The sequence below is a fragment of the Gordonia sp. (in: high G+C Gram-positive bacteria) genome (genome assembly GCF_047602025.1).
Lineage (GTDB): Bacteria > Actinomycetota > Actinomycetes > Mycobacteriales > Mycobacteriaceae > Gordonia.
Genome location: NZ_JASGII010000001.1, coordinates 306,034 through 329,746 on the forward strand (window position 1 = coordinate 306,034; position 23,713 = coordinate 329,746).

Here is a 23,713-nt window from a genome sequence, read left to right on the forward strand (position 1 = left end):
ACTGCCCCCATGCGCGTTCTCCTCACCGGCGGTGCCGGCTACATCGGCACGCACACCGCGGTCGAACTGATCGCCGCCGGCCACGAAGCGGTCGTCTTCGACGACTTCTCCTGCTCGAGCCCGGTCGCGATCGACCGGATCAACGAGATCACCGGAACCACCGTTCCCTTCCGCACGATCGACGTCACCGACGCCGACGCCGTGCGCGCGGGCATCGCGGAGACGGGCCCGTTCGACGCGATCATCCATCTCGCCGCGCGCAAGGCGGTCGGCGAATCGGTGACCATGCCGCTGGAGTACTACGCCACCAACGTCGGCTCGACACTCGTCATGCTCGACGCGATGCGCGAGCACGACATCGACACCTTCTTGTTCTCCGGCACCGGCACGGTCTACACCCACCAGGAGGACCTGCCGTTCGTCGAGACTTCGCGCACCGGCATCGAATTGCCCAACCCGTACAGCAAGTCCAAGCGGATCTGCGAGGAGGTCATGCGCGACTTCTCGCTCACCGCGCCGGACCGCAAGCTCATCGGGCTGAGGTACTTCAACCCGATCGGTGCCCACGAGAGCGGCCTGATCGGCGAGGACCCGCAGGGCATCCCCAACAACCTCATGCCGATCGTCGCGCGGGTGGCCGCGGGGATCCTGCCGCAGATGAGCGTCTTCGGCCGCGACTACGACACCCCCGACGGCACCGCGTTGCGCGACTACATCCACGTCGTCGACCTCGCCAAGGGCCACCTCGCCGCGATCGAGGGCGCCGAGGCCGGGATGAACTTCTACAACCTGGGCACCGGCCGGCCGTCGAGCGTGCTGGAACTGATCGCCGCCTTCGAGGAGGCGTCGGGCAAGACGATCACCGCCGTCGACGCCCCGCGGCGGCCCGGTGACGCGCAGGCCACCTATTGCCTGCCGGACAAGGCGCAGGAGAAGCTCGGGTGGCGCGCGGAGCTCGGCATCGGCGAGGCCTGCCGCGACTATTGGCGCTGGCAGGAGAAGAATCCGACGGGGTATCGCGGCGCGGATAGCTGACTGTCGGCAGGCTGAGGGGCCCGCGGCTGGCGAAGCGCCGGCCGACGAGGCTCAACTCCGGGCATTCAGATCGAGGATGAGGCGCTTCTCATCATCGGAGAGCTCCGACGCAGCGAGCACATCCTGAAGGACATCAGACTTCCTCGCGATATACGTGGGGATGTCGATGTCTGGATCGAGTGATAGCGCGAGCTTCACAGCGCCATATAGCTCACGGAGGTCCGGGCGAGCGCGCAGAACCTCACGCACCGCCAGATGGTTTCGCAGATGCACCGTCCCCTGGACGCAGACGTACACGTGTCGCCGAGGATTGCTGTCGGGTGCGGTGAATGCCTCGCGGTCTGTCATGCCCAAGTCGCCACGGTGCACATAGCCGATGTTTGCAAGCGCTGCGATCGCCGCCCGCACATGCTGGCGTTCAACGATGATGTCAATGTCGAGGATGGGCTTGGCCGCGAGGCCCGGCACCGCAGTAGAGCCGACATGCTCGATTGCCACGACGGGAACCCCGTCCAGCGCGTGGCTCAACCCGCCCGCGATATGAGCGAACTGCACGGGCCAGTCTTCCGAATACGAGACGACCTCGACCGTCACCACCCCATCCTTCCAAGCCGATCTCTATTCTTGCCGATGTCGACGACGGTGGGCTGGGGGAGTCCAGTCGGTGGGCCTTGGGAGTCCACTCGGCAGGCTGAGGGGGTCCACTCGGCGTGGATCTGGGCTCGGTCGGTGCGAATCCGGGCTCGCTCGGCGTGGATCTGGGCTCAGTCGAGGACTTGCTCGGTCTTGGCGTAGTTAGCCTCGACGCCGGCCTTGCGCTCGCGCCACCACGACTCGTTCGCGCGGTACCACTCGATCGTCGCGGCCAGGCCGCTGCGGAAATCGGTGTACCGCGGGCGCCACCCGAGTTCGGTGCGCAGCTTCGTCGCATCGATCGCATAGCGGCGGTCGTGCCCGGGGCGGTCGGTGACGAACACGAAGGCGTCGCGCGGCTCGCCGAGCAACTCCAGGATGGTCTCGACGACGGTCCGGTTGTCGGTCTCCCCGTCGGCCCCGATCAGGTAGGTCTCGCCGCTGCGGCCGCGGTCGATGACGGCCCACACGGCGTCGTTGTGGTCGTCGACGTGGATCCAGTCGCGCACGTTGCGGCCGTCGCCGTAGACGCGCGGGCGCACACCGGTCAGGACGTTGGTGATCTGGCGCGGGATGAACTTCTCCACGTGCTGGTAGGGCCCGTAGTTGTTCGAGCAGTTGGAGATCGTCGCGTTCAGGCCGAAGGAGCGGACCCACGCGCGCACCAGCATGTCCGAGCCGGCCTTGGTCGAGCTGTACGGGCTCGACGGGTTGTAGGCGGTGGCCTCGGTGAAGCGCGCCGGATCGTCGAGGTCGAGGTCGCCGTAGACCTCATCGGTGGAGACATGGTGCAGGCGCACGCCGTGGCGTCGGACGGCCTCGAGGAGGGTGAAGGTGCCGACCAGGTTCGTCTGCACGAACGGCGACGGGTCGTTCAGCGAGTTGTCGTTGTGCGACTCGGCGGCGAAGTGCACGACCAGGTCGGTGGCGGCGACCAGACCGTCCACCAGCTCCGCGTCGGCGATATCCCCGACGACCAGCGTGATCTTGTCCTTCACCCCGTCGAGCGAGGCGGGGTCGGCGGCGTAGGTGAGCTTGTCCAGGACGGTGAGCTCGACGTCGTCGCGCGTGGCCAGGGTGCGCAGCACGAAGTTGACGCCGATGAACCCGGCGCCGCCGGTCACCAGTACGCGCATGCTTCGTCCCGTCGTCGCGGCAGTGTTGCCGCCCGCCAGTCTATGTGTCCTGCGGGCAATTGCCGGTGAGCCCGATAGCCTGGGAGGATGCGCGGAATCATCCTGGCCGGCGGCACCGGCACGCGGCTGCATCCCATCACGCAGGGTGTCAGCAAGCAGTTGGTGCCCGTCTACGACAAGCCGATGATCTATTACCCGCTCGCCACGCTGATGCTCGCCGGGATCACCGACATCCTCATCATCACCACCCCGCACGAGCGGTCGGCGTTCGAGAACCTCCTCGGTGACGGCTCGCAGTTCGGCATCTCGTTGAGCTACACCGCCCAGCCGCAACCGGAGGGACTCGCGCAGGCGTTCGTCCTCGGCGCCGACCACATCGGCTCCGAATCGGTGGCGCTCGTCCTCGGCGACAACATCTTTTACGGCCCCGGCCTGGGCAACCGGCTCGCGGGCAACGCCGCCGTGCAGGGCGGCGCGGTCTTCGCCTACTGGGTCGCCGACCCGGGCGCATACGGCGTCATCGAGTTCGACGACGCCGGCACGGCCGTCTCCCTGGAGGAGAAGCCGGCCCGGCCGCGATCGAACTTCGCCGTGCCCGGTCTGTACTTCTACGACAACAGCGTCGTCGACGTCGCCAAGTCGCTGCGGCCCAGTGCGCGCGGCGAGTACGAGATCACCGACGTCAACCAGCACTACCTCGACCGCGGCGAGCTGTCGGTGACCGTGCTGCCGCGCGGTACCGCCTGGCTCGACACCGGCACCTTCGACTCGCTGCTGGACGCCGGCAACTTCGTGCGGACCGTCGAGCAGCGCCAGGGCCTCAAGATCGCTGTGCCCGAGGAGATCGCGTGGCGGCAGGGCTGGCTGTCCGACGACGACTTGCGCGAGCGGGCCGGCAAGCTCGCCAAGTCCGGCTACGGCGACTACCTGCTGGACCTGCTCGAGCGCGGCAAGGCCTTCTGACCCGTGGAGATCAGGGAACTGTCGATCAGCGGCGCCTGGGAGTTCACCCCGGTGCAGCACGGCGATGCGCGCGGCGTATTCCTGGAGGCGTTCAAAGCGCCGTTGCTCTCCGAGGTCACCGGCCACGACCTCGACCTCGCCCAGGTCAACGTCTCGGTCTCCGCGGCCGGCACGCTGCGCGGCATCCACTTCGCCGACGTCCCGCCCGGGCAGGCCAAGTACGTCACCTGTGTGAGCGGCGCGGTCCTCGACGTCATCGTCGACATCCGCGTCGGGTCGCCGACCTTCGGCCGACACGACACGGTCTTGCTCGACGACGTCGACCGGCGCGCCGTCTACCTGGGCGAGGGGCTGGGCCACGCCTTCTGCGCCCTCGCCGACGGCTCGACGGTCACCTATCTGTGCTCCACCGGCTACAACCCGGGTGCCGAGCACGGCGTCAACCCGCTCGACCCGGCGCTGGGCATCACCTGGCCGACGACGGCGCGCGACGGGTCGCCGTTGACCTTCGAGTTGTCGGCGAAGGACACCGCGGCGCCGAGCCTCGCCGACGCGGAGCAGGCGGGCCTGCTGCCCGACTTCGCCGCGGTGACGTCGTATCTGCGCTCCCGAGCCGAGGAGACCGAAGCCTGATGACCGAACCCGGCCGGATCGGCTTCGACCTCGACGACGTCTCGCTGCGGGCGCTGACGTGGGGCGACAAGGGGGCACCGCTCGCGCTGTGCCTGCACGGCTACCCCGACACGGCGTGGACCTGGCGCCACCTCGGACCCGAACTCGCGGCGCGCGGCTACTACGCCGTCGCACCGTTCTCCCGCGGCTATGCACCGTCGACGGCCCCGACCGACGTCTCCACGGGCTCCCGCGTCGCCGACGCCCTCGACATAGCCGCGCACGTCGGCGCGCAGCGGTCGGTGGTCATCGGCCACGACTGGGGCGCCTTCACCGCGAACGCACTCGCGGCCATGCCGGATCAGCCCTTCGCCAAGATGGTCTCGATGGCCGTGCCGCCGCTCGCGGCCGTGCAGGTCGGCGGTGCGGACCTGGCCCGACAGCTGCTGACCGTCCTCGCCCAGTCCGGCAACAGTTGGTACATCTTCGTCAACCAGTTCCCGGTGATCCCCGAGCGGGTGTTCTCGTCGATGACCGCGCTGCTGTGGCGGCGCTGGTCGCCGGGATACGACGCCACCGAGGACATCGCCCACCTGGCCGACGCCGCGCCGGCCGATCACCGCTCGTCGATCGTCGGCTACTACCGACAGCTCGTTCGGCCCAAACCGAGCTCGGACCGACACCGCGAGTTGAACGACCTGCTGATGGCACCCCTGCACCACCCGATCCTGCAGCTCTACGGCGCGACCGACGGCTGCCTGCGCACCCGCTTCTTCGAAGGGCTGGCCGACAAGCTGCCGACGGGAAGCCGCGTCGAGCGCATCGAACACGGCGGCCACTTCATGCACCTCGAGCAGCCCGCCGAGGTGAACCGGCTGGTGCTGGACTACCTGGCCTAGGGCTGACCACGGTCCGTTTCGCTGCTGAACAGCCCAGTCTCATGGCAGGCTGAGCGGCAGCCCGGCGCCACGCCGGTCGTCACGAGAGGACCCCCGACATGACCTTCCTGCGCACACCGGCACTTCTTGCCGCCCGTATCGCCCTCGGCTTCATCTTCATCATGCACGGCTGGCAGAAGTTCCAGAACGGCCATGCGGCGACGGCGGCGGGCTTCGAGAAGATGGGTGTTCCCAATCCCGACTTCTCCGCTTTCTTCGCGACGTGGGTGGAGTTGCTCGGCGGGGTGGCCCTGATCCTCGGCGTGCTGCTGCCGCTCGCGGGCACGCTGCTGGCGATCAACATGATCGGCGCCCTGTTCACCGTGCACCACAAGCACGGCTTCTGGATGCCCGACACCGGCTACGAGTACGTCCTCGCCCTGGCGGCGGGCGCGCTGGCCGTCGGCTTCGCCAACTCGGGCGTCGTATCGATCGACCACTACCTCTTCCGGCGGATCGGCCGCGGCAAGGAAGTGGTCGTGGACCAGAACTCGTAGCGCCCACCCCCTCGGGTTAGGGTTGCCTAATGGCAACCCTGCGCTCGACGTCGCTGCTCCTGCTCCGTCTCACCCTCGGCGTGGTCTTCATCGCCCACGGGTGGGAGAAACTGCACATCAAGGGCATCGACAAGACGACGGTCCTGTTCGGCGACGGCCGCCCGCCGCAGTTGGAGGGCTTCGGCATCCCCTTCGCGCGGCAGGCGGCCTACTTCGCGACGTGGGTCGAGCTCCTCGGCGGCCTCGCGCTCATCCTGGGGGTGCTGCTGCCGTTCGTCGGTGTGCTGCTCGCCGCGACAATGGCCGGGGCCGGCTACTACGGCCACCGCGACCACGGCTTCTGGATCCAGCAGAACGGCTGGGAGTTCAACCTCGTCCTCGGCGTCGCGGTCCTCGCGGTCGGGTTCGCGGTCCCCGGCGTCCTCTCGCTGGACCACTACCTGCGCAAGCGTCGGATCACTCCCGATGCGCCGCAGTGACCAGCCACATCGCGCCGGGCAGTTGCACCCGGCCGTCGACGAGGTAGCGGCGGATCCCGTCGCGCGCCTCGTCCAGTAGCGCCGCCCACTCGTCGTCGCTGAGCGCGTCGGCCAACTGCTCGCGCGCGAGACGGCCCGTCGTCGTCGCCAGGATGAGGCGCAGTCGTTCCTCGACGCCGTCACTGCCGTCGACGCCGTGGTCGAGCGGGGTGTCGAGGGGCTTGACGGAGATGTTGGACCAGCCGGCCGACTTCAACATGGCCACCAGGGCGCCGCGGTCGGCGAAGGCCACCGGGCCGGGCGAACCCGGTGCCGGTGGAGCGGGCGGATGGGGCAGGCGGGCGGTGATCACCTCGGTGCCGGCGCCGCCGAAGGTCGGGTTCTCCGCTACACCGCGCCAGCAGGCGAACACCAGTCGCGCATCCGGCGCGGTGGCGCCCAGCAGGTTCGCGAAGGCCCGTGCCGGGTTGTCGAAGAACATCACGCCGAACCGCGAGACCACCCGCTCGAAGGGGGCGCCGGGCGCCTCGGCGCCGATGTCCATCGACTGCGCATTACCCAGCAGGACCGTGGCCGCCGGGACCCGTCGGCGCGCGGCATCGACCATGTCGGGGGCGATGTCGACGCCGACCATGTCGGCACCGGCGGCGCTGCCCGCCGCCAACAACGTGCCGGAACCGCAGCCGACGTCGAGCACGCGCATGTCCGGGCCGAGATCGGCGGCGGCCAGGATCGCCCCGGTCACCGGGGCGTAGACGGCGTCGAAAAGGGTCTCGTTCTCGACCCAGCCGGACGCCCCGGCGCCCCAGCTGTCTTTGTCGTAACTGTCGCTTCCGGCCATGGCGCAGATCCTACGGAAGCGTCTGGTCTCGGCCGGTGAACTGCGACGACGGTGTAGCTTCACGTCATGCCTATCGTGCAACACCGCAGTCCGAGCCGCGTCTCCTACGCGTGGTGGCTCGCGGCCCGGTTCTTCCTCAAACCGATCCTCGCGTTTGCGCCGATCAAGCCGTACGTCTTCAAACTCAACACGGCGATGGAACGCCGCCTCGAGACCCGCAAGCCGGGCCGTTCCGTCGTCATCGAGAAGATCACCCTCGGCGGATCGCCCACCGAACTCGTCATGGCCAAGGGGCCGACCGGCGCCTCCACCGACACCGCCGTGCTCTACCTGCACGGCGGCGCCTTCATGGCGTGCGGCCCCGGGACCCACCGGACCATCACGACGTCGCTGGCCAAAGGCCTGCACGTCCCGGTCTTCGCGGTGGACTACCGCCAACTGCCCGAGGGGGGCGTCGGCACCTCGGTGCACGACGCCTTCGAGGCCTATCGGGAGCTCCTCGGCCAGCGCGGGTTCCGATACATCATCGTGGCCGGCGACTCGGCGGGCGGATTCCTCACCGGCAAGGTCGCCGAACTCGCCGCGGCGAACGACCTGCCCGCGCCCATCGCCCTGGCGATGTTGTCGCCGCTGCTCGACCTCGATCTGGGCGAGCGGGCCGACCGCACCAGCAAGCACGACGCCTACCTGCCGATCCGACAGTTGAGCGTCCTCGGACCGATGTTCGACTGGGGGCCCATCCCCTTCGTCGGCGCGCGCCGCATCAACGACGTCGACCCGCTGGCCCTTCCGCCGACGATCATCATCACCGCCGAGGATGAGATGGTGGAGCCCGACGCCCTCGAGCTGGCGACGGCCCTCGACGCGGCCGGCCGGCGCGTCGAACTGCACTCCTACCCGTGGCAGATCCACGCGTTCACCGTCATGCTGCGTCACCGCGAGGGCCAAGAGTCGGTGAACCTGGTCGTGGACTTTCTCGCCGAGGCGATCGCTGACGCGCACCGCGCGGGCAACGACAACCGAGAGGTGGCCGGCTGATGCCGCAGACCGTGAACGAACTCTTCGCCATTGATTCACTCCTGCACGACGACGAGCGCGCCACGATCGACCTGGTGCGCGACTTCGGCAACAAGCGACTGCGCCCGCATATCGCCGACTGGTTCGAGGCGGGGGCCCTCCCGGCCCGCGAGCTCGCCGTCGAACTCGGTTCCCTCGGCGTGTTCGGCATGCACCTGGAGGGTTATGGCTGTGCCGGGTCGAGCGCGACCGCGTACGGCCTGGCCTGCCAGGAACTCGAGGCCGTCGACTCCGGGCTGCGCAGCTTCCTGTCCGTGCAGGGCTCGCTGTCGATGTTCGCCATCTGGAAATTCGGCAGCGACGAGCAGAAGGACCGGTGGCTGCCCGACATGGCCGCCGGGCGCGCACTGGGCTGCTTTGGGCTGACCGAGCCCGACTTCGGCTCCAACCCCGCGGGGATGCGCACCAACGCCAAGCGCGACGGAGACGACTGGGTGCTCAATGGCGCCAAGATGTGGATCACCAACGCGCCGGTCGCCGACGTGGCCGTCGTCTGGGCCCGCACCGATCTCGACGAGGGTGCGCGGGGCATCCGCGGCTTCGTCATCCCCACCGACACGCCCGGCTTCAGCGCGCCGGAGATCACCCGCAAGATGTCGCTGCGCGCGTCGGTGACCGGCGAGATCGTCCTCGAGGACGTGCGCCTGCCGTCGTCGGCGATGCTGCCCGGCGTCGAGGGTCTGAAAGGCCCGCTCTCGTGCTTGAACGAGGCGCGCTTCGGCATCGTCTTCGGCGCGGTCGGCGCCGGTCGCGACTGCCTCGAAACGGCCATCGAGTACGCCGGCAGCCGCGAGGTCTTCGACAAGCCGCTCGCCGGCTACCAGTTGACCCAGCGCAAGCTCGCCGACATGGCCGTCGACCTCGGGACGTCGCAGCTGCTCGCCCTGCACCTCGGCCGCACCAAAGACGCCGTCGGCATCAAGCCGGAGCAGATCAGCCTCGGCAAGCTCAACAACGTGCGCCAGGCCATCGCCATCGCGCGCGAATGTCGCACGATCCTGGGCGCCAACGGCATCACGCTGGAGTACCCGGTCATCCGGCACGCCAACAACCTCGAGTCGGTGCTCACCTACGAGGGCACCTCGGAGATGCACCAGCTGATGATCGGCAAGGCCCTCACCGGCGCCGACGCCTTCCGCTGACACCGACCCCTCTTCCCAACCAAGCAATTGCTTGGGTAGCGTGATCACCAATCACCTAGGAGGCAGGTCGTGGCACAGCAGTTGAAGCTCGGGTTCAAGGCATCGGCGGAGCAGTTCGATCCGCGCGAACTGGTGGAGATCGCGGTCGCCGCCGAAGAGCACGGCCTCGACTCGGTCGCCGTCAGCGACCACTTCCAGCCGTGGCGCCACAACGGCGGGCACGCCCCGTTCTCGCTCGCCTGGATGGCCGCGGTCGGCGAGCGCACCGAGCGCGTCCAGATCGGCACGTCGGTGCTCACCCCGACCTTCCGCTACAACCCGGCGGTCATCGCCCAGGCCTTCGCGACGATGGCCTGCCTCTACCCGGGACGCATCATGCTCGGCGTCGGCACCGGCGAGGCCCTCAACGAATACGCCACCGGGTTCACCGGCGAGTGGCCCGAGTTCAAGGAGCGCTTCGCGCGGCTGCGCGAGGCGGTCCGCCTGATGCGCGAGTTGTGGACGGGCGAGAAGGTGAACTTCGACGGCGAGTACTACAAGACGCAGGACGCCTTCATGTACGACGTCCCCGACAAGCCGGTCCCGGTCTACATCGCCGCGGGCGGCCCCGTCGTCGCCCGGTACGCCGGACGCGCCGGCGACGGCTTCATCTGCACCTCGGGCAAGGGCATGGACCTCTACACCGAGAAGCTCATCCCCGCCGTCAAGGAGGGCGCCACCAAGGCCGAGCGGGACTTCGACGACATCGACCGGATGATCGAGATCAAGATCTCCTACGACCCGGACCCCGAGCTCGCCCTGGAGAACACCCGGTTCTGGGCGCCGCTCTCGCTGACCCCGGAGCAGAAGCACTCGGTGAACTCGTCGGTCGAGATGGAGCGCCTGGCCGACGAGCTGCCGATCGAGCAGGTCGCCAAGCGTTGGATCGTCGCCTCCGATCCCGACGACGCCGTCGAGCAGGTGCGCCAGTACACCGACGCCGGCCTCAACCATCTGGTCTTCCACGCCCCCGGCCACGATCAGCGTCGCTTCCTGGACAACTTCCAGCGCGACCTCGCGCCCAAGCTGCGCGAACTCAAGCCGAAGGCCTGACCCGCTAGTCTCATCCGCATGGATCGCGAGCGGATGGTCGACGTCGGGGTCGCGCTCGTGTCCCGCTTCGGCGCACGCGCACTGAGCCTGACCTCCGTCGCCAAGCAGGCCGGCGTCGCCCGTGCCACCGCGTACCGGATGTTCGGCGGGCGCGACGCGCTGATCGCGGCGATCGTCGAGCGCGAGGTCGCGCAGCTCCGCGAACAGCTGAGCGCGTGGGCCGCCGCCGAGCCCACCGTCGAGGGCAAGGTCCACGTCCAGGTCATCGAGTCGCTGCGCTACATCCGGGAGCACGAGGCGCTGCAGTACGTGCTGCGCAACGAGCCCGGCGAGATCGTCGACGCGCTCGTGTCCACCACCGACGGCGGACCGGCGATCGTGACGCAGATCGTCGCCGCGTCGCTGCCCGACGTCGACGAGTCGGTCGCCCACCGGTTGCGTCCCAATCCGGCCGCGGCCGCCGAGTTCATGGTCCGGTTCGTGTACTCGATGATGCTCGTGCCGGACTCGGCGCTGACCGACGAGCAGGCCGCCGACCTCGTCGTCGCGGCGATCGTCGCGCCGCAGTGAGTTATAGGGTTACTCCCATGACGGCCACAGCCAAGAGCAAGGGCACGGACTCGTCGCATTCGGCGATCTACCTCGCGTCGGCCGAGGGGGAGACCGGCAAGTCGACGATCGCACTGGGGTTGCTGTCGCTGCTGTCGGCGACCGGTGGGCGGATCGGCGTCTTCCGCCCGATCAGTCGCACCCGCGACGGCAAGAACGACTACATCCTCGAACTACTCCTCGCCCACGACTCGGTGGGCCTGGACTACGCCGACTGCATCGGCGTCACCTACGACCAGGTGCACGCCGACCCCGACGGCGCGCTGTCCACCATCGTCGACCGGTTCCACAAGGTGCAGGACCAGTGCGACACGGTGCTCGTCGTCGGCTCCGACTACACCGACGTCGGCAACCCGTCGGAGCTGTCGTACAACGCGCGCATCGCCGCGAACCTGGGCTCGCCGGTGGTGCTCGCGCTCCGCGCCAACGACCGCTCGCCCGACGAGGTCGGCGTGATGGCCTCCCACGCGCTCGCGGAGATCTCCGCTGCGCACGCGACGACCGTCGCGATCATCGTCAACCGCGTCCACCCGGGCGAGGAGAAGGCGACGAAGGACGCGCTGAAGGGCATCGGGCCGGGCGTCTGGACGCTGCCCGAGGACTCGGTGCTGTCCAGCCCGACGATGGCCGAGCTGCAGGAGGCCCTCGGCGGCACGCTCTACAGCGGCGACGAAGAACTCCTCGCCCGCGAGGCGCTGCACATGATGGTGGGCGGCATGACCGTCGAGCACATCCTCGAGCGCCTCGAAGAGGGCATGGCCGTGATCTTCCCGGCCGACCGCTCCGACGTGCTTCTCTCCCTCGTCGCGGCCAACGCGGCGCCCGGTTTCCCCAAGCTCGCCGGCCTCATCCTCAACGGCGGGCTCAAACCGCACCCGATGATCGACTCGCTGGTGAAGGGCCTCAAGCCGACGCTGCCGATCATCTGCTGCGAGCAGGGCACCTACGAGACCGCCCGGATCGCCGCGCACACCCGCGGCAAGATGGCCAACCAGTCGGTGCGCAAGGTCGAGACGTCGCTGTCGCTGATGGAGCGCCACATCAACCCGAACAAGTTGATGGCCGACCTCAACCTGGCGATCCCGGAGGTCGTCACGCCGCAGATGTTCGAGTACCAGCTCACCGCGCGCGCCAAGGCCGACGAGAAGCACATCGTCCTGCCCGAGGGGGAGGAGCCGCGCATCCTGCGCGCCGCCGCCCAGCTGGTCGCCCGCGGCGTGGCCAAGCTGACCCTGCTCGGCGACTCGGACAAGGTGGCCGCGCAGATCGCCGAGCTCAGCCTGGACCTGTCCGGCGTCGACGTCATCAACCCGCTCGACTCCGAGCTCACCGAGAAGTTCGCCGCGCAGTACGCCGAACTGCGCAAGCACAAGAACGTCGCGATGGACCGGGCCCGCGACCTGATGCGCGATGTCTCGTACTTCGGCACGATGATGGTCCACAACGGCATGGCCGACGGCATGGTGTCGGGCTCGATCCACACCACCGCGCACACCATCCGGCCGGCGTTCGAGATCATCAAGACCAAACCCGGCGTCGACACCGTGTCCAGCGTGTTCTTCATGTGCCTGGCCGATCGGGTGCTGACCTACGGCGACTGTGCGGTCGTGCCCGATCCGACGGCCGAGCAGCTCGCCGACATCGCCATTTCGTCGGCCGAGACGGCCGCGGCGTTCGGCATCGAGCCGCGCGTGGCGCTGCTGTCCTACTCGACCGGCGAATCGGGCACCGGCGCCGAGGTCGACAAGGTGCGCACCGCGACCGAGCTGGTGCGCAAGCGCGCGCCGAAGCTGCTCGTCGAGGGCCCGATCCAGTACGACGCGGCGGTCGAGCCCAGCGTGGCGGCGACGAAGATGCCCGACTCTCCGGTGGCCGGTCAGGCGACGGTGCTGATCTTCCCCGACCTCAACACCGGCAACAACACGTACAAAGCCGTGCAGCGCAGCGCGAACGCCATCGCGATCGGCCCGGTGCTGCAGGGCTTGAACAAGCCGATCAACGACCTGTCCCGCGGGGCGCTCGTGGCCGACATCGTCAACACCGTCGCGATCACCGCAATCCAGGCGCAGGCGGCTCCCGCGAAGGGCACGAAGTGAGCAAGCCGCTGGTGCTGGTGATCAACGCCGGGTCGTCGTCGCTGAAGTACGAACTGTTGGAGCCGGACTCCGGCGACGTCACCGCGCGCGGCCTCGTCGAGCGGATCGGCGAGCCCGTCTCGGTGATCACCCACGAGCAGGGCGGCGCTGAGACCGTCGAAGAGTTGCACCTGCCGGACCACCGCGCGGCGATCGACAAGATGCTCGCCATCTTCGCCGCCCAGGGCACCGACCTCGCCGAGAGTAATCTGTGCGCCGTCGGCCACCGCGTCGTGCACGGCGGCCGTGAGCTGTACCGCCCGACGTTGGTGGACCAGCACCTCATCGACGAGGTGCAGCGCGTCTCGCCGCTCGCACCGCTGCACAACCCGCCGAACCTGGTCGGCATCGAGGCCGCGCGGGCCGCACTTCCGGACGTGCCCGGCGTCGCCGTCTTCGACACCGGCTTCTTCCACGACCTGCCCGACGCCGCCGCGCTGTACGCCATCGACCGCGAGGTCTCCGAGCAGTACGCGCTGCGCCGCTACGGCTTCCACGGCACCAGCCACGACTACGTCTCGCACCGTGCCGCCGAGTTCCTCGGCCGCGACTACGACACGACCAACCAGATCGTCGCCCACCTGGGCAACGGTGCGTCGATGTCGGCGATCAAGCAGGGTCGGCCGGTCGACACGACGATGGGCCTGACCCCGCTCGAGGGCTTGGTCATGGGTACGCGCAGCGGCGACATCGACCCCGGTCTGCTGCTGCACCTGCACCGCGTCGTCGGGCTGTCGGTCGACGAGATCGACGAACTGCTCAACAAGCGCTCCGGCCTCAAGGGGCTGTGCGGGGAGAACGACTTCCGCACGGTCACCGAGATGATCGCCGCCGGTGACGCCGACGCCAAGACGGCCTATGACATCTACATCCACCGGCTGCGCCGCTACTTCGGTGCCTACCTGGTGGAACTGGGCCACACCGACATCATCAGCTTCACCGCCGGGGTGGGCGAGAACGCCGCCGGGGTGCGCGCCGATTCGTTGGCCGGGCTCGAGGGCCTGGGCATCGAGATCGACGCCGAGCGCAACGCCGTGCGTTCGGGCGAGCCGCGGATCATCTCCACCGACGCCTCGGCGATCACCGTCCTCGTGGTCCCGACCAACGAGGAACTCGAGATCGCCCGGCAGGCCAAAGCGGTCGTCGTCGGGTAGATCCAACACCGCGCAGCACTTTCCAACACCGGTTCGTGTCGGAACTTGCTATGCGGTGTTGGAACCTCAGAACCAGGTCGCCGGCCGGACGTAGTTGGCGAGGTCGACCAGCTGGAACCGGTGCGCCCGGTTCGACCGTGTCTCGCGCGCCAGCTCGCGCAGCGTTGCCTCGGTGCCGATCCGCAGCCCGTACTCGGTGAACTCGTAGCCGAGCAGGTCGGGGAGCTGTTCGGTCGGCTGCTTCTCGACGACCCAGCCCAGCGCGGTGCCGAGCACGATCAGCTTGAGGCGCGGCTTGCGGGTCGCACCGTCGGGGATCTGCTCCAGCCGCTTGGCGGCCTCGGCGATCTCGGCGTGGGTGATCTCGGCGATCGGGCGGCCGCGCACCAGCGCGAGAACAGCGGTCTCGCGGGCGGTGTTGTAGTGGCGGCTCGTCGGCGGCACCTCGTCGAGCCCGACGATCGCCTCCTGGACGTCGCCGTAGGCCAGGTGGATGCGGGCGAGGCCGAAGGCGGCGGTGATGATCGTGTGATCGGTGAACCACAGGTCCTGGTAGTGGTGGCGGGCGATCTCGTACCAGTCGCGCACCTGCGGATCGAGCTTCTCGTGCTCGGCGGAGTCGCCGGCGAGCCAGCGCCCGATCAGCTCGGCGGTGCCGGCGACGGCGAGCTTCGGGCCGATCTCGCCGGGCATGGCCTCCAACGTCTCGTTGAACCGCTCGTAGGCCAGCTCCGGCTCGTCGTTGCGCAGCGCGCAGATGCCCAGGTACCACTCGATGCGCCAGTTGTGGCCGTAGTGCTTGTCTGCCGCCCGCAGCACCGTCAGCGCGTCGTCGATCTTGTCGAGCTCCAGGTAGGCCCGCGCCTCGGCGAGTTCGACCTCCAGCGACAGATGCGACGACGGGGAGTCCTGCGCCGCGGCGAACCCGTCCGCGCGGTGCGCGCGAATCGAGTCGAGGATCTGCCGCGGCTCCGACAGGGCCGCGGTGCTCAGCACGCGTGCGGCCGGGTCGGTCGGATCCAGCAGCGGCACCGGCAGGGCCGCGGCGATGTCGGCCGGGTCGTAGAACGGCGACTGGTCGGGGTCGAAGAAGGCGTCGACCGGGGCCAGCAGCAATTCGGTGCCGAAGGTCGAGCGGGGCGGGGTGAACACCGTCGACATGGCCGGTCGCGGCACGCCGGTGTGCACGGCGACGGTCTCGCGCAGCACGTTGAGGACCTGGGTGGTCATCTCGGCGGTGCTGGCGAAGCGCTCGTCGGGGTCCTCGGCGGTCGCGCGTGCGAGCAGCAGGTGGAAGGACGGGTTCTCGGCGAACAACGGCACGTCGGTGACGTCGGGCAGGCCGGGCAGGTACTGGCCGCCCTCCATCGGCATGTCGACGGTGAGGACCGCCAGGGTGCGGCCGATGCTGTAGATGTCGGTGGCGACCTGCGGCCCGGTCTCGACGATCTCCGGCGCCTGGAACCCCGGTGTGCCGTACAGCCGACCGCTGCCGCCGATCGGGGCGACTGCGCCCAGGTCGATCAGCGTCACGTCGGAGGCGCTGATCATGATGTTGTCGGGCTTGACGTCGTTGTAGACCAGACCCACCGAGTGCAGGTACCCGATGGCCGGCAGCACCTCGAGGAGGTAGGCCATCGCCTGCTCGGGAGACAGCAGCGACGGCGTCTTGGACCCCTCGTCGGGAGCGGTGAGCTGCTTGAGCGTCTTGCCGCCGATGTACTCCATGACGATGTAGCCGATGTAGCGGTCGTCGGGGAGCCGGTGTTCGACGAAGTTGTAGATCTTGACGATGCCGGGGTGGCTGACCGAGGCGAGGAACTGCCGCTCGGCCATGGCGACGGCCTGCGCCGCCGAGTCGCCGGCGTTGAGCAATCCCTTGAGGACGACGGGGCGGTCGGACACGTTGCGGTCGATGGCGACATAGATCCAGCCCATGCCGCCATGGGCGATGGCGCCGAGGATCTCGTACTGGTCGCCGACGAGGGTGCCGGCGGTCAGGCTCGGCTTGAACGCGTAGCGCACGCCGCAGTTGGGGCAGGTGCCGGTGACCGGGCCCTCGTGCGGCCCGGAGCTGCGGCCGATCGGGGTGCCGCAGTTCCAGCACTTGCGCTTGCGCTCGGGGATCTCCGGGTTGCGCAGGACGGCGTCGACCGGCTCGATGTCGACGATGCGCGGCAGGTCGACCAGCTCGCTGCCGAGGCGGCGGTCGTGGACGCGCGGCGCGCTGCGGTCGGGCACCAGCACGCGGCCGCGGGGCACCGGGAAGGTGGTGCGCGGGGTGACGGCGGGACCGGTGGCCGACGCCACGGTGTCGTCGCCGAGCAGCAGGTCGGCGCCGACCGTCTGCGCGACGGTGTCGTCGAAGGGGTCGAACGCGGCGGCCTGGGTGGCCTGCGTCTCGGCCGCGCCGGTGGTGTCGCCGGTCGGCTCATCAGTGGATTCGGGAGGGTTGTTCGGCACCATGGTCAATCCCGATAGGTGGGTTGGGGGAGCTTCAACTGGGAGCCGAGGACCGACAGCCACTCCTCGGAGATCTGCTGCCACCGCCCGGTCGCGACCAGGTTCGCCAGGACGGCGTTGACGAAGCGCACCAGCTCGTCGCGGCCCTTGGTGATGCCGATGCCGTAATACTCCTCGCCCATGCTGGGCCCGACCAGCCGCAGCCACGGGTCCTGCGCGGCGAGACCGGCGAGGATCGCGTCGTCGGTCGACACCGCGTCGACGTTGCCCTGCTGCAGCAGCACCAGGCAGTCGGCCCAGGTCGCGGTCTCCACGAGTGTCACCGTCGGCACCGTGCGCCGCAGCCGGGCCGCCGACGTCGCGCCGCGGGCGACGCAGGCCCGCCGTCCGGCGAGATCGGCGGCGGAGTTGATCTTCGAGTTGTTCACCGCCAGGATCCGCTGCGCCGCCACGTAGTACGGCGAGGAGAACGCGACCTTCTTGAGCCGCTCGCAGGTGATGCTCATCGTCTTGACGACGACGTCGACCTCGCGCTTCTCCAAGGCGCCGATCCGGTCGGCCGAGCGCATCACGCGGAATTCGATGCGGTTCGGGTCGTCGAAGATGGCCTTGCTGAGCTCGCGCGCCAGGTCGACGTCGAAGCCGCGCAGGTCGCCGGTGAGCGGGTCGCGGAAGCTGAACGGGTTGGACCCGGTGTCGATGCCGACGATGAGGCGGCCGTTGGCGGCGATCTCACTCATCGGGGTGCGCGGCGGCATCTGCCCGGGCGGGGGCAGTGGGATCGGGCGCAGGCTGGCGAGGCGGTTGCAGGTGTCCGCGTCGGACTCGCGCGAGGTCTTGTCGCCGGGCGCCTGGGTGACCATGCCGGGCGGTCCGGGCGTCTTGGCGGTGGTGAGCGGCGACGGGCTGTCGGGGGCGGCGAGCCGGACGCACCCGGTCGCGGTGACGGCGACCAGGGCGAGGACGGCCAGCGCGCGGGCCTTCGCGGCGATCCTCATCGGTACTCCCGGACCCGGCCGTAGAGGCCGACGGGGACGGCGACCGCGGCGATCAGCGCGAGCAGCGCGATACCGGTGCTGCTGAACGAGAGGAACTGGCCGGCGGTGTAGATGTTGTCGCGGAAGGCGCTGCGCGCCGCCGTGATGGACCGGACGATCGCATCGTCGACGCGGGCGTAGTACGTCGCGGCGCTGGACTTGCCGGTGCCGACGGTGAGGTCGCGCGCCCCGATGTAGTCGCCGACGGCGAGGCGTTTGCCGATCTCGCGGTCGGTGGTCTGCCACTCGACCAGGGCCAGTCGCGCGGTCTGCAGGTCATCGAGCGGGAGCGAGCTGAGGTCACCGGACTTGGTCTGGTCGACCAGCTTGTTCAGCACCTCCGCGACGCCGCGGGTCGCCTCGGTGAAGTTGTCGTTGAGCGCGGTCTGGTCGCGGCGCACCAGCGACAGCGTCTGCGCCGAGCGCGCCTGCTGGAGGCTGATGCGGGCCGATGTCAGCGCGTGCAGCGGATCGGAGCCGTCGATGCGGGCGGTGTTGGTCGAGGCCGCCGACGTCAGGCCGGCGATCAGCAACCACAGGGTGCCGGCGCTCATCGCGACCAGGCTCACGAGGATGCCCAGGTTCAGCCGTCGTCGGGTGCGCTGTTCGAGGAAGCGGGCGGTCGCGATGAGCGCGGCGATCAGCGCGAACAGCATCAGGTACACCAGGTAGGGCGGCCGGGTGAGCCCCCTTTGGGGTTGGCCGATGGCCGCGGTGCGAGACTCGTAGACGCGCTGTGCGGCGGGCAGCAGGGTCTCCTGCATCAGGCCGCTGGCCTCGTTCAGGTACGCCGAGCCGACCGGGTTGCCGAGGCGGTTGTTGGCGCGCGCCGTCTCGACCAGACCGGTGTAGACCGGCAGGTTCACCGTCAGCTTCACCAAGTCCGAGCGCACCGGGTCGTCGTCGGCGCTGATCGCGCCACCGGATTCGTCGGGGTCGTTGGCGGCGGTGATGAGCGAGGCCGACGCGCTGGCGATCGCGTCGGAATACCGCTTGCGCAGTTGGAGCGGTTCGAGGCCGCCGGAGATGAACGCCGAGTTCGCCGAGGCGTCGGCGATGGACAGCGAGCTGAACAGGACCTGGGAGGCCTCCGCGATCGGCTCGGCCCGCGAGATCAGCTGCTGCAGCTTGTGGGTGCGGTCGTTGAGGGTCGTCGACGCGTAGACGCCGGTCGCCAGGCACCCGATGGTCAGCGCGATGGCGAGGAGGATGAGTTTGCCCGGCGTCGACGAGCCGAAACCGCGCAGCGCGGCCAGGGGGGATTGTGCGCGGGCGCGGGCGGCGGCGAGCAGTTCGCGACGGTCCGCCAGGGCGCGGCGCAACTGGGGGCTGGTGGACAGTTTGCCGGCCGACTCGGCGATCGAGTCGGGGGTGGACCGGCCCGGGAGCCCGCCCAGTCCGACAAAGCGCGGGCGCGTGGGCGATGCGTCGGATTTCACCGCATCATCTCCCCGTCACCAGCCGATAAACGTGTGCTACCCAGCGTAGTCGTCGCGGCAGCTCGGCGCCGCCGACACGCAACGGGGCGGGCGGGGAAGACATCGGTGCGGTGCGCGTCGATTGTCGACCGGTGCGCGCCGCGTCGCCTACGGTGGAGGCGAGGAACTTCACTGCGGGAGGCGCGGGTGCGCGGAGACGGCGACGGTTGGGTGTTCGATCCCGACGGGTCACGCTACTGGGGGCGCCACGGCGCGGCCGGGTTGCTGTTGCGCGCACCCGGGCCCGACGGCGAGGCCGTCGTCCTGCTGCAGCACCGCGCGGTCTGGTCGCATCAGGGCGGAACCTGGGCGCTGCCCGGCGGGGCCCGCGACTCACACGAGAGCGCTGTCGACACCGCGATCCGCGAGGCCGACGAAGAGGCCGGCATCGGCCACCACGACATGCGGGTGCGCGCCGAGATCGTCACCGCGTCCTCGCCCAGCGGCTGGACCTATACGACGGTCATCGCCGACGTCGCCGAGCCGGTGGCGACCGTGGCGAACGGGGAGTCCACCGAACTGCGCTGGGTGACGCCCGCCGACGTCGACGCGCTGCCGCTGCACCCGGGCTTCGCCCAGTCGTGGCCGTTGCTGCGCGACCAGCTCGGCGCGCTCGCCTGAGCCGGGTGGTTCAGCGCAGCAGCAGGTTGGCGCCCGCGATGAGCGCGTTGCGGTTGGCCTCGTCGGGATCGGTCCCGGAGCCGAACGCCCACAGCTCCCGGTAGTCGTTGCCGCACAACAGCATGGTCCCGACCGCGCACTCCAGGCGCCGCTGCCGCAGGCTGCGGATCTCGACGCCGATGCCGACGTCGTAGAGCATCGCGGTGAGGGCGCCGAGCTGACCGGTGGCGCGGGCGGCGACGGCCCGTGGCCGGTCGTCGACGATCAACGTCGCACGGCAGTCGAGGCGGTCGCCGATCGTGGGGGTCGCCGACCAGGAGTCGAGGCGGATGGGTGCGGACTCGTCGGGGATGTGCATCGGGTCCTCCTCGCGCGGCCGAGGGTCGTCGGCACGCGAAAAGAATGAGGCATCGAGGTTTCGGGTGAGCATCAGCAGTCTGCTTTCGGTCAGAAGGAGAGATGACCGATCAGTGAATAGGGCAACCCCCGTAGCGGGGGGTCGGCCGAGCAGACCCCGCTACGGGCGGGTTACGAGCTTGACGCTGCTGCGCATGACCCCAGGATAGCGCGGTTGTCGGGCCGACGCGGGGCCGGGCCGTTGGGTAATCTCGCTCCATGACGTGGCAGCAGGAGCCCGGGCAATACCCCGGCCAGCAACCCCCGACGTATGGCAACCCGGGATACGTGCCGGCGCCCCCGGGGATGGCGCCCCCGCCGGGCGTGCCCGTGCCGCCCGCCGGGCAACCTGGTCAGCCGTACGGCGTGCCGCAGTACAGCGCCGACCCGTACGGGATGCAGTACGGCGGGTTTCCGCAGCCCGAGCCGAGCGGCGGCACGGCGATCACCGCCGGAATCCTCAGCATCCTGGGCGGTGTGGCCGAATTCGCGGGCAGCATCGTCGTGATCATCGCCTTGATCGTGCTGTCCAATCTCGACGCGTCGAACAAGGTGGTCGACGCATTGCCCGACTGGTACACGGCCGGCATGGTCGTGATGGCAGTAGTCGAGGTCATCACCGGGACGATCCTGCTGATCGGCGGCATTGCGCTGCTCACCCGGCGCCTCTGGGGCCGGATCGCGATCGTGGTCGGCTGCGCGATCGCCTTGACGACCAGCATCATCGGCCTGTTCATCGACTTCGCGGTGGCCGAGGCGATCACGTCCGACATCAGCGCGGGCACCGACGTCGACCTGGGTTCGGGCATCGGCTCGACCGCGGGCTCGATCATCCAGATGATCTTCCCGATCGTCACCATCGTCTTGGCGCTCCTCCCGGCGACCAAGGCCTGGTGCCTGGCGAAGCGCTACCGGCCGAGCTGATCGGCCAGATCGAGGAAGTCGGTTGCGTTGATGGTGAACGCCACGTCGAATTCGACATCGGGTGCGCCGTCCGGCCCGAACTCGAGTGGTCGCGCGACGAACGCCGTCGACAGTCCGAGTGATGCCGCGGCGCGCAGGTCGTACTTGTGGCAGGCGACCATCATGATCTGCTCCGGCGGGGTGTCGAGGTAGCGCGCCGCGGTGAGGTAGGCGCGCGGGTCGGGCTGAACGCACCGGCCATTTCCGCGGCGAACACCGCATCGAACGGCAGGCGGGCGTGCTTGACGATGCGCACCGCGGCCGCGACGTCCGCATTGGAGAGGGTTGCGGTCGTGAAGCGCTCGCGCAGGCGGCTCAGACCCGCGACGGAGTCGGGCCACGGTTCGAGCCGCTGCCACGTGCGGGCGAGTTCCTCGCGCAGGTCGTCGTCGGCGTTCAGGCCCGATTCCTCGAGCACCTCGTCGAGCGCGGTCCGGTACATCGCGTGCACCGACACCCACGGACCGTCGTCGACGACGGCAGCCGGCCCGGTCAGTTCGAAGTATCCGGCACGCCATCGATTCACCAGGTCGTCGTGGTCGGCTTCGGGGAAGGCATCACGCAGGGCCGCGGCGACGGGTGTGTAGAAGTCGGTCGCCGTGCCCTGCAGGTCGAACAGCAGGGCGGTGATGCCCGTGACCACTATGCGGTCCCCACCGTGGGCGCAATCGCCGTGCGCAGTGCTGCAGCCGCGGCCCTCGGGTCGTCGGCGGCGGTGATCGCCCGCACGACGACGATCCGGCTCGCGCCCGCTGCCGCCACCTCGGGCGCGCGCTCCAGGTCGATGCCGCCGATCGCGAACCACGGCCGGTCGGTGTTCAGGCCGGCGGCGTGTTTCACCAGGTCCAGGCCGGTGCCGGCACGTCCCGGCTTGGTGGGGGTGGCCCAGCACGGGCCGACGCAGAAGTAGTCGATCGACGGGTCGGCGGCCGCGGCCTTCGCCTGGGCCGGATCGTGCGACGACAGCCCGATCAGCACGTCGTCTCCCACCAGTTCGCGCGCGGTCGCCGGGGGCAGATCGTCCTGTCCCACGTGCAGGACGTCGGCGCCGGAAGCCGCCGCGATGTCGGCGCGGTCGTTGACGGCCAACAGCGCACCGGCGCGCGTCGTCAGCTCCCTGAGCCGGGCCAGCAGGTCCAGCTCGGGCCCGGCCTCCAGCGCGCCGAACTCGCGCTCGCCAGGCGAGCCCTTGTCGCGCAGTTGCACGATGTCCACCCCGCCGTCGAGGGTGGCCGCGACGAAGTCGAGCAGGTCGCCGCGCTCACGGCGCGCGTCGGTGCACAGGTACAACGACGAGCGCTTCAGACGGTCGCGGCGGTTCACGCGTCCACGGTAGCCGGAGCCGATCGGCGATAGGCTTCGACGGTGACCCCCACCGACGACGCCCCGACGCTCGCCGTCATCGGCGGTGGCGTGATCGGCAGCATGTGCGCCCTCGCCGCGGCCGACACCGGCTGGCACGTCGACATCTACGACGCCGGGCCGGAGTACCGCGCCGCCGAGGTCGCCGGCGGCATGCTGGGCTCCCTGGGCGAGGGCCACCCCGGCGAAAGCGCGCTGCTCGCCCTGTCCGCGGAGTCGACCGCGCTGTGGCCGCGGTGGATCGAGCGCCTGGGCGACCCGGGCATCCGCACCGCCGACGACTCCCTGTTCGTCGCGACCACCGCCGCCGACGGCGAATACCTGCGCCAGCTCGCCGACTTCGTGTGGTCCGAGCAGATCGGCGCCGACCGGCTCACGACGCTCACCGCCCGCGAGGCCCGCGCGCAGGAGAAGGCACTGACCACCCGAGTGCACAGCGGCTACCTGGCCCGCGGCGAAGGCGCGCTCGACAACGGGCTGCTCCTATCGCGACTGCGCGCGGCCCTCGCCGCGGCCGGCGTGCACTGGCACCGCATCCGCATCGACGCCATCGACGAGGTGCCCGCCGACCAGGTGCTCGTCGCCGCCGGGATGGGGACCGCGCAACTGCTGCCCGACATCACGCTGATCCCGATGAAGGGTGAGATCCTGCGGCTGGCCCCGAACCGCCATTCGGTGCCGCCGCCGACGCACGTGGTGCGCGGCCGGGTCGACGGGCGCAACGTCTACCTCGTGCCGCGCGCCGACCGTCTCGTCGTCGGCGCGACGCAGTACGAGGCCGCCGGCCCCGACGACCACCTGCCGCAGGCCGGCGGCGTCGCCGACCTGCTCGCCGACGCCACCGAACTCATGCCGGGCCTGCGCACCTACGACCTCGTCGAGTCGGCCGCCGGCATCCGCCCGTGCAGCGCCGACGGCATGCCGATCATCGAACGCCGCGACGAGCGCACCCTGGTCGCCGCCGGGCACGGCCGCAACGGCATCGTGCTGGCACCGATCACCGCGGCCCGATTCGCCGATCTGCTCGCGGGCTAACCTGGTCCCATGACC

23 protein-coding genes and 1 pseudogene are annotated in these 23,713 nt (G+C 69.8%); 15 read left to right on the forward strand and 9 right to left on the reverse strand.

Annotated elements, in window-relative coordinates; all coding sequences use genetic code 11:
* Positions 1-9 precede the first annotated feature (9 nt).
* A complete protein-coding gene (galE, locus tag QM728_RS01495; RefSeq protein ID WP_415030284.1) occupies positions 10-1,035 on the forward strand; it encodes a UDP-glucose 4-epimerase GalE in 1,026 nt (341 codons plus the stop codon).
* A gap of 51 nt (positions 1,036-1,086) precedes the next feature.
* On the opposite strand, the gene QM728_RS01500 is transcribed toward galE, so the two are convergent.
* Together QM728_RS01500 and rfbB are read right to left on the reverse strand one after the other, a co-directional pair.
* On the reverse strand, positions 1,087-1,629 hold the full coding sequence (locus tag QM728_RS01500) for a GrpB family protein (protein ID WP_415030285.1): 543 nt from the start codon (positions 1,627-1,629) through the stop codon (positions 1,087-1,089).
* Between the two features lie 170 nt (positions 1,630-1,799).
* Complete coding sequence (gene rfbB, locus QM728_RS01505; protein ID WP_415030286.1) at positions 1,800-2,804, reverse strand: dTDP-glucose 4,6-dehydratase; 1,005 nt, start codon at positions 2,802-2,804, stop codon at positions 1,800-1,802.
* An 87-nt stretch (positions 2,805-2,891) separates the two neighbouring features.
* Here rfbB and rfbA point away from each other — a divergent pair, with 87 nt between their 5' ends.
* The 5 genes from rfbA to QM728_RS01530 all read left to right on the forward strand — a co-directional run bounded on the left by rfbA (position 2,892) and on the right by QM728_RS01530 (position 6,293).
* Positions 2,892-3,767 carry a glucose-1-phosphate thymidylyltransferase RfbA gene (gene rfbA, locus QM728_RS01510; protein ID WP_415030287.1) on the forward strand — a complete coding sequence of 292 codons (876 nt, stop codon included), beginning with the start codon at positions 2,892-2,894 and terminating at the stop codon, positions 3,765-3,767.
* Positions 3,768-3,770: 3 nt separating this feature from the next.
* Positions 3,771-4,400, forward strand: a complete 630-nt coding sequence (locus QM728_RS01515) for a dTDP-4-dehydrorhamnose 3,5-epimerase family protein (protein WP_415030288.1) — start codon at positions 3,771-3,773, stop codon at positions 4,398-4,400.
* Positions 4,400-5,278: an alpha/beta fold hydrolase gene (locus tag QM728_RS01520; protein ID WP_415030289.1), complete on the forward strand. Its 879-nt coding sequence runs from the start codon at positions 4,400-4,402 to the stop codon at positions 5,276-5,278. Before QM728_RS01515 ends, QM728_RS01520 begins: the two co-directional genes overlap by 1 nt.
* Positions 5,279-5,376: 98 nt before the next feature.
* On the forward strand, positions 5,377-5,814 hold the full coding sequence (locus tag QM728_RS01525) for a DoxX family protein (protein ID WP_415030290.1): 438 nt from the start codon (positions 5,377-5,379) through the stop codon (positions 5,812-5,814).
* 29 nt (positions 5,815-5,843) lie between these two features.
* Complete coding sequence (locus tag QM728_RS01530; protein ID WP_415030291.1) at positions 5,844-6,293, forward strand: DoxX family protein; 450 nt, start codon at positions 5,844-5,846, stop codon at positions 6,291-6,293.
* On the opposite strand, the gene QM728_RS01535 is transcribed toward QM728_RS01530, so the two are convergent.
* Positions 6,271-7,134, reverse strand: a complete 864-nt coding sequence (locus tag QM728_RS01535; RefSeq protein WP_415030292.1) for a class I SAM-dependent methyltransferase — start codon at positions 7,132-7,134, stop codon at positions 6,271-6,273. The genes QM728_RS01530 and QM728_RS01535 overlap by 23 nt on opposite strands.
* A 66-nt stretch (positions 7,135-7,200) precedes the next feature.
* On the opposite strand from QM728_RS01535, the gene QM728_RS01540 reads away from it, so the two are divergent.
* The 6 genes from QM728_RS01540 (at position 7,201) to QM728_RS01565 (ending at position 14,343) form a co-directional block, all read left to right on the forward strand.
* On the forward strand, positions 7,201-8,172 hold the full coding sequence (locus QM728_RS01540) for an alpha/beta hydrolase (RefSeq protein WP_415030293.1): 972 nt from the start codon (positions 7,201-7,203) through the stop codon (positions 8,170-8,172).
* On the forward strand, positions 8,172-9,353 hold the full coding sequence (locus tag QM728_RS01545; protein WP_415030294.1) for an acyl-CoA dehydrogenase family protein: 1,182 nt from the start codon (positions 8,172-8,174) through the stop codon (positions 9,351-9,353). The genes QM728_RS01540 and QM728_RS01545 overlap by 1 nt, the downstream gene beginning before the upstream one ends.
* A 69-nt stretch (positions 9,354-9,422) precedes the next feature.
* Complete coding sequence (fgd, locus tag QM728_RS01550; RefSeq protein WP_415030295.1) at positions 9,423-10,445, forward strand: glucose-6-phosphate dehydrogenase (coenzyme-F420); 1,023 nt, start codon at positions 9,423-9,425, stop codon at positions 10,443-10,445.
* An 18-nt stretch (positions 10,446-10,463) separates the two neighbouring features.
* The gene (locus QM728_RS01555; protein WP_415030296.1) at positions 10,464-11,015 is read left to right on the forward strand and encodes a TetR/AcrR family transcriptional regulator; all 552 of its coding nucleotides are present in this window, start codon (positions 10,464-10,466) and stop codon (positions 11,013-11,015) included.
* 17 nt (positions 11,016-11,032) lie between these two features.
* Positions 11,033-13,150: a phosphate acetyltransferase gene (gene pta, locus QM728_RS01560; protein WP_415030297.1), complete on the forward strand. Its 2,118-nt coding sequence runs from the start codon at positions 11,033-11,035 to the stop codon at positions 13,148-13,150.
* On the forward strand, positions 13,147-14,343 hold the full coding sequence (locus QM728_RS01565) for an acetate kinase (protein WP_415030298.1): 1,197 nt from the start codon (positions 13,147-13,149) through the stop codon (positions 14,341-14,343). The genes pta and QM728_RS01565 overlap by 4 nt, the downstream gene beginning before the upstream one ends.
* Positions 14,344-14,409: 66 nt before the next feature.
* Here QM728_RS01565 and QM728_RS01570 read toward each other — a convergent pair whose 3' ends face one another.
* Genes QM728_RS01570 through QM728_RS01580 form a run of 3 tightly spaced genes read right to left on the reverse strand, consistent with a single transcriptional unit; the run spans position 14,410 to position 19,282 of the window.
* Complete coding sequence (locus QM728_RS01570; protein WP_415030299.1) at positions 14,410-16,809, reverse strand: tetratricopeptide repeat protein; 2,400 nt, start codon at positions 16,807-16,809, stop codon at positions 14,410-14,412.
* Positions 16,810-16,811: 2 nt separating this feature from the next.
* Positions 16,812-17,804, reverse strand: coding sequence for a glutamate ABC transporter substrate-binding protein (locus QM728_RS01575; protein ID WP_415030300.1), 993 nt, complete (start codon positions 17,802-17,804; stop codon positions 16,812-16,814).
* Positions 17,801-19,282 carry a hypothetical protein gene (locus QM728_RS01580; protein ID WP_415030301.1) on the reverse strand — a complete coding sequence of 494 codons (1,482 nt, stop codon included), beginning with the start codon at positions 19,280-19,282 and terminating at the stop codon, positions 17,801-17,803. Before QM728_RS01580 ends, QM728_RS01575 begins: the two co-directional genes overlap by 4 nt.
* A 186-nt stretch (positions 19,283-19,468) precedes the next feature.
* Between QM728_RS01580 and QM728_RS01585 the strand changes: the two genes are divergently transcribed.
* Positions 19,469-19,942 (forward strand): NUDIX hydrolase, encoded by a 474-nt coding sequence (locus tag QM728_RS01585; protein WP_415030302.1) that lies wholly within the window; start codon positions 19,469-19,471, stop codon positions 19,940-19,942.
* Positions 19,943-19,952: 10 nt separating this feature from the next.
* Here QM728_RS01585 and QM728_RS01590 read toward each other — a convergent pair whose 3' ends face one another.
* Positions 19,953-20,372, reverse strand: coding sequence for a hypothetical protein (locus QM728_RS01590; protein WP_415030303.1), 420 nt, complete (start codon positions 20,370-20,372; stop codon positions 19,953-19,955).
* A 185-nt stretch (positions 20,373-20,557) separates the two neighbouring features.
* Here QM728_RS01590 and QM728_RS01595 point away from each other — a divergent pair, with 185 nt between their 5' ends.
* Complete coding sequence (locus QM728_RS01595) at positions 20,558-21,262, forward strand: hypothetical protein (protein WP_415030304.1); 705 nt, start codon at positions 20,558-20,560, stop codon at positions 21,260-21,262.
* Here QM728_RS01595 and QM728_RS01600 read toward each other — a convergent pair.
* Positions 21,247-21,947, reverse strand: a pseudogene (locus QM728_RS01600) (haloacid dehalogenase type II). The gene QM728_RS01595 and the pseudogene QM728_RS01600 sit on opposite strands and share 16 nt — an antisense overlap.
* The gene (thiE, locus tag QM728_RS01605) at positions 21,944-22,624 is read right to left on the reverse strand and encodes a thiamine phosphate synthase (RefSeq protein WP_415030305.1); all 681 of its coding nucleotides are present in this window, start codon (positions 22,622-22,624) and stop codon (positions 21,944-21,946) included. The pseudogene QM728_RS01600 and the gene thiE overlap by 4 nt, the downstream one beginning before the upstream one ends.
* A 42-nt stretch (positions 22,625-22,666) precedes the next feature.
* On the opposite strand from thiE, the gene QM728_RS01610 reads away from it, so the two are divergent.
* Positions 22,667-23,698: an FAD-dependent oxidoreductase gene (locus QM728_RS01610; RefSeq protein WP_415030306.1), complete on the forward strand. Its 1,032-nt coding sequence runs from the start codon at positions 22,667-22,669 to the stop codon at positions 23,696-23,698.
* Positions 23,699-23,713: the final 15 nt, after the last annotated feature.

Bases quoted from the DNA above. Each gene is read 5' to 3' on its own strand.
- galE (WP_415030284.1), top strand. From the start codon at position 10: ATGCGCGTTCTCCTCACCGGCGGTGCCGGCTACATCGGCACGCACACC.
- rfbB (WP_415030286.1), bottom strand. From the start codon at position 2,804: ATGCGCGTACTGGTGACCGGCGGCGCCGGGTTCATCGGCGTCAACTTC.
- rfbA (WP_415030287.1), top strand. From the start codon at position 2,892: ATGCGCGGAATCATCCTGGCCGGCGGCACCGGCACGCGGCTGCATCCC.
- QM728_RS01520 (WP_415030289.1), top strand. From the start codon at position 4,400: ATGACCGAACCCGGCCGGATCGGCTTCGACCTCGACGACGTCTCGCTG.
- QM728_RS01525 (WP_415030290.1), top strand. From the start codon at position 5,377: ATGACCTTCCTGCGCACACCGGCACTTCTTGCCGCCCGTATCGCCCTC.
- QM728_RS01530 (WP_415030291.1), top strand. From the start codon at position 5,844: ATGGCAACCCTGCGCTCGACGTCGCTGCTCCTGCTCCGTCTCACCCTC.
- QM728_RS01535 (WP_415030292.1), bottom strand. From the start codon at position 7,134: ATGGCCGGAAGCGACAGTTACGACAAAGACAGCTGGGGCGCCGGGGCG.
- QM728_RS01540 (WP_415030293.1), top strand. From the start codon at position 7,201: ATGCCTATCGTGCAACACCGCAGTCCGAGCCGCGTCTCCTACGCGTGG.
- QM728_RS01545 (WP_415030294.1), top strand. From the start codon at position 8,172: ATGCCGCAGACCGTGAACGAACTCTTCGCCATTGATTCACTCCTGCAC.
- QM728_RS01555 (WP_415030296.1), top strand. From the start codon at position 10,464: ATGGATCGCGAGCGGATGGTCGACGTCGGGGTCGCGCTCGTGTCCCGC.
- pta (WP_415030297.1), top strand. From the start codon at position 11,033: ATGACGGCCACAGCCAAGAGCAAGGGCACGGACTCGTCGCATTCGGCG.
- QM728_RS01570 (WP_415030299.1), bottom strand. From the start codon at position 16,809: ATGGTGCCGAACAACCCTCCCGAATCCACTGATGAGCCGACCGGCGAC.
- QM728_RS01575 (WP_415030300.1), bottom strand. From the start codon at position 17,804: ATGAGGATCGCCGCGAAGGCCCGCGCGCTGGCCGTCCTCGCCCTGGTC.
- QM728_RS01590 (WP_415030303.1), bottom strand. From the start codon at position 20,372: ATGCTCACCCGAAACCTCGATGCCTCATTCTTTTCGCGTGCCGACGAC.
- QM728_RS01595 (WP_415030304.1), top strand. From the start codon at position 20,558: ATGACGTGGCAGCAGGAGCCCGGGCAATACCCCGGCCAGCAACCCCCG.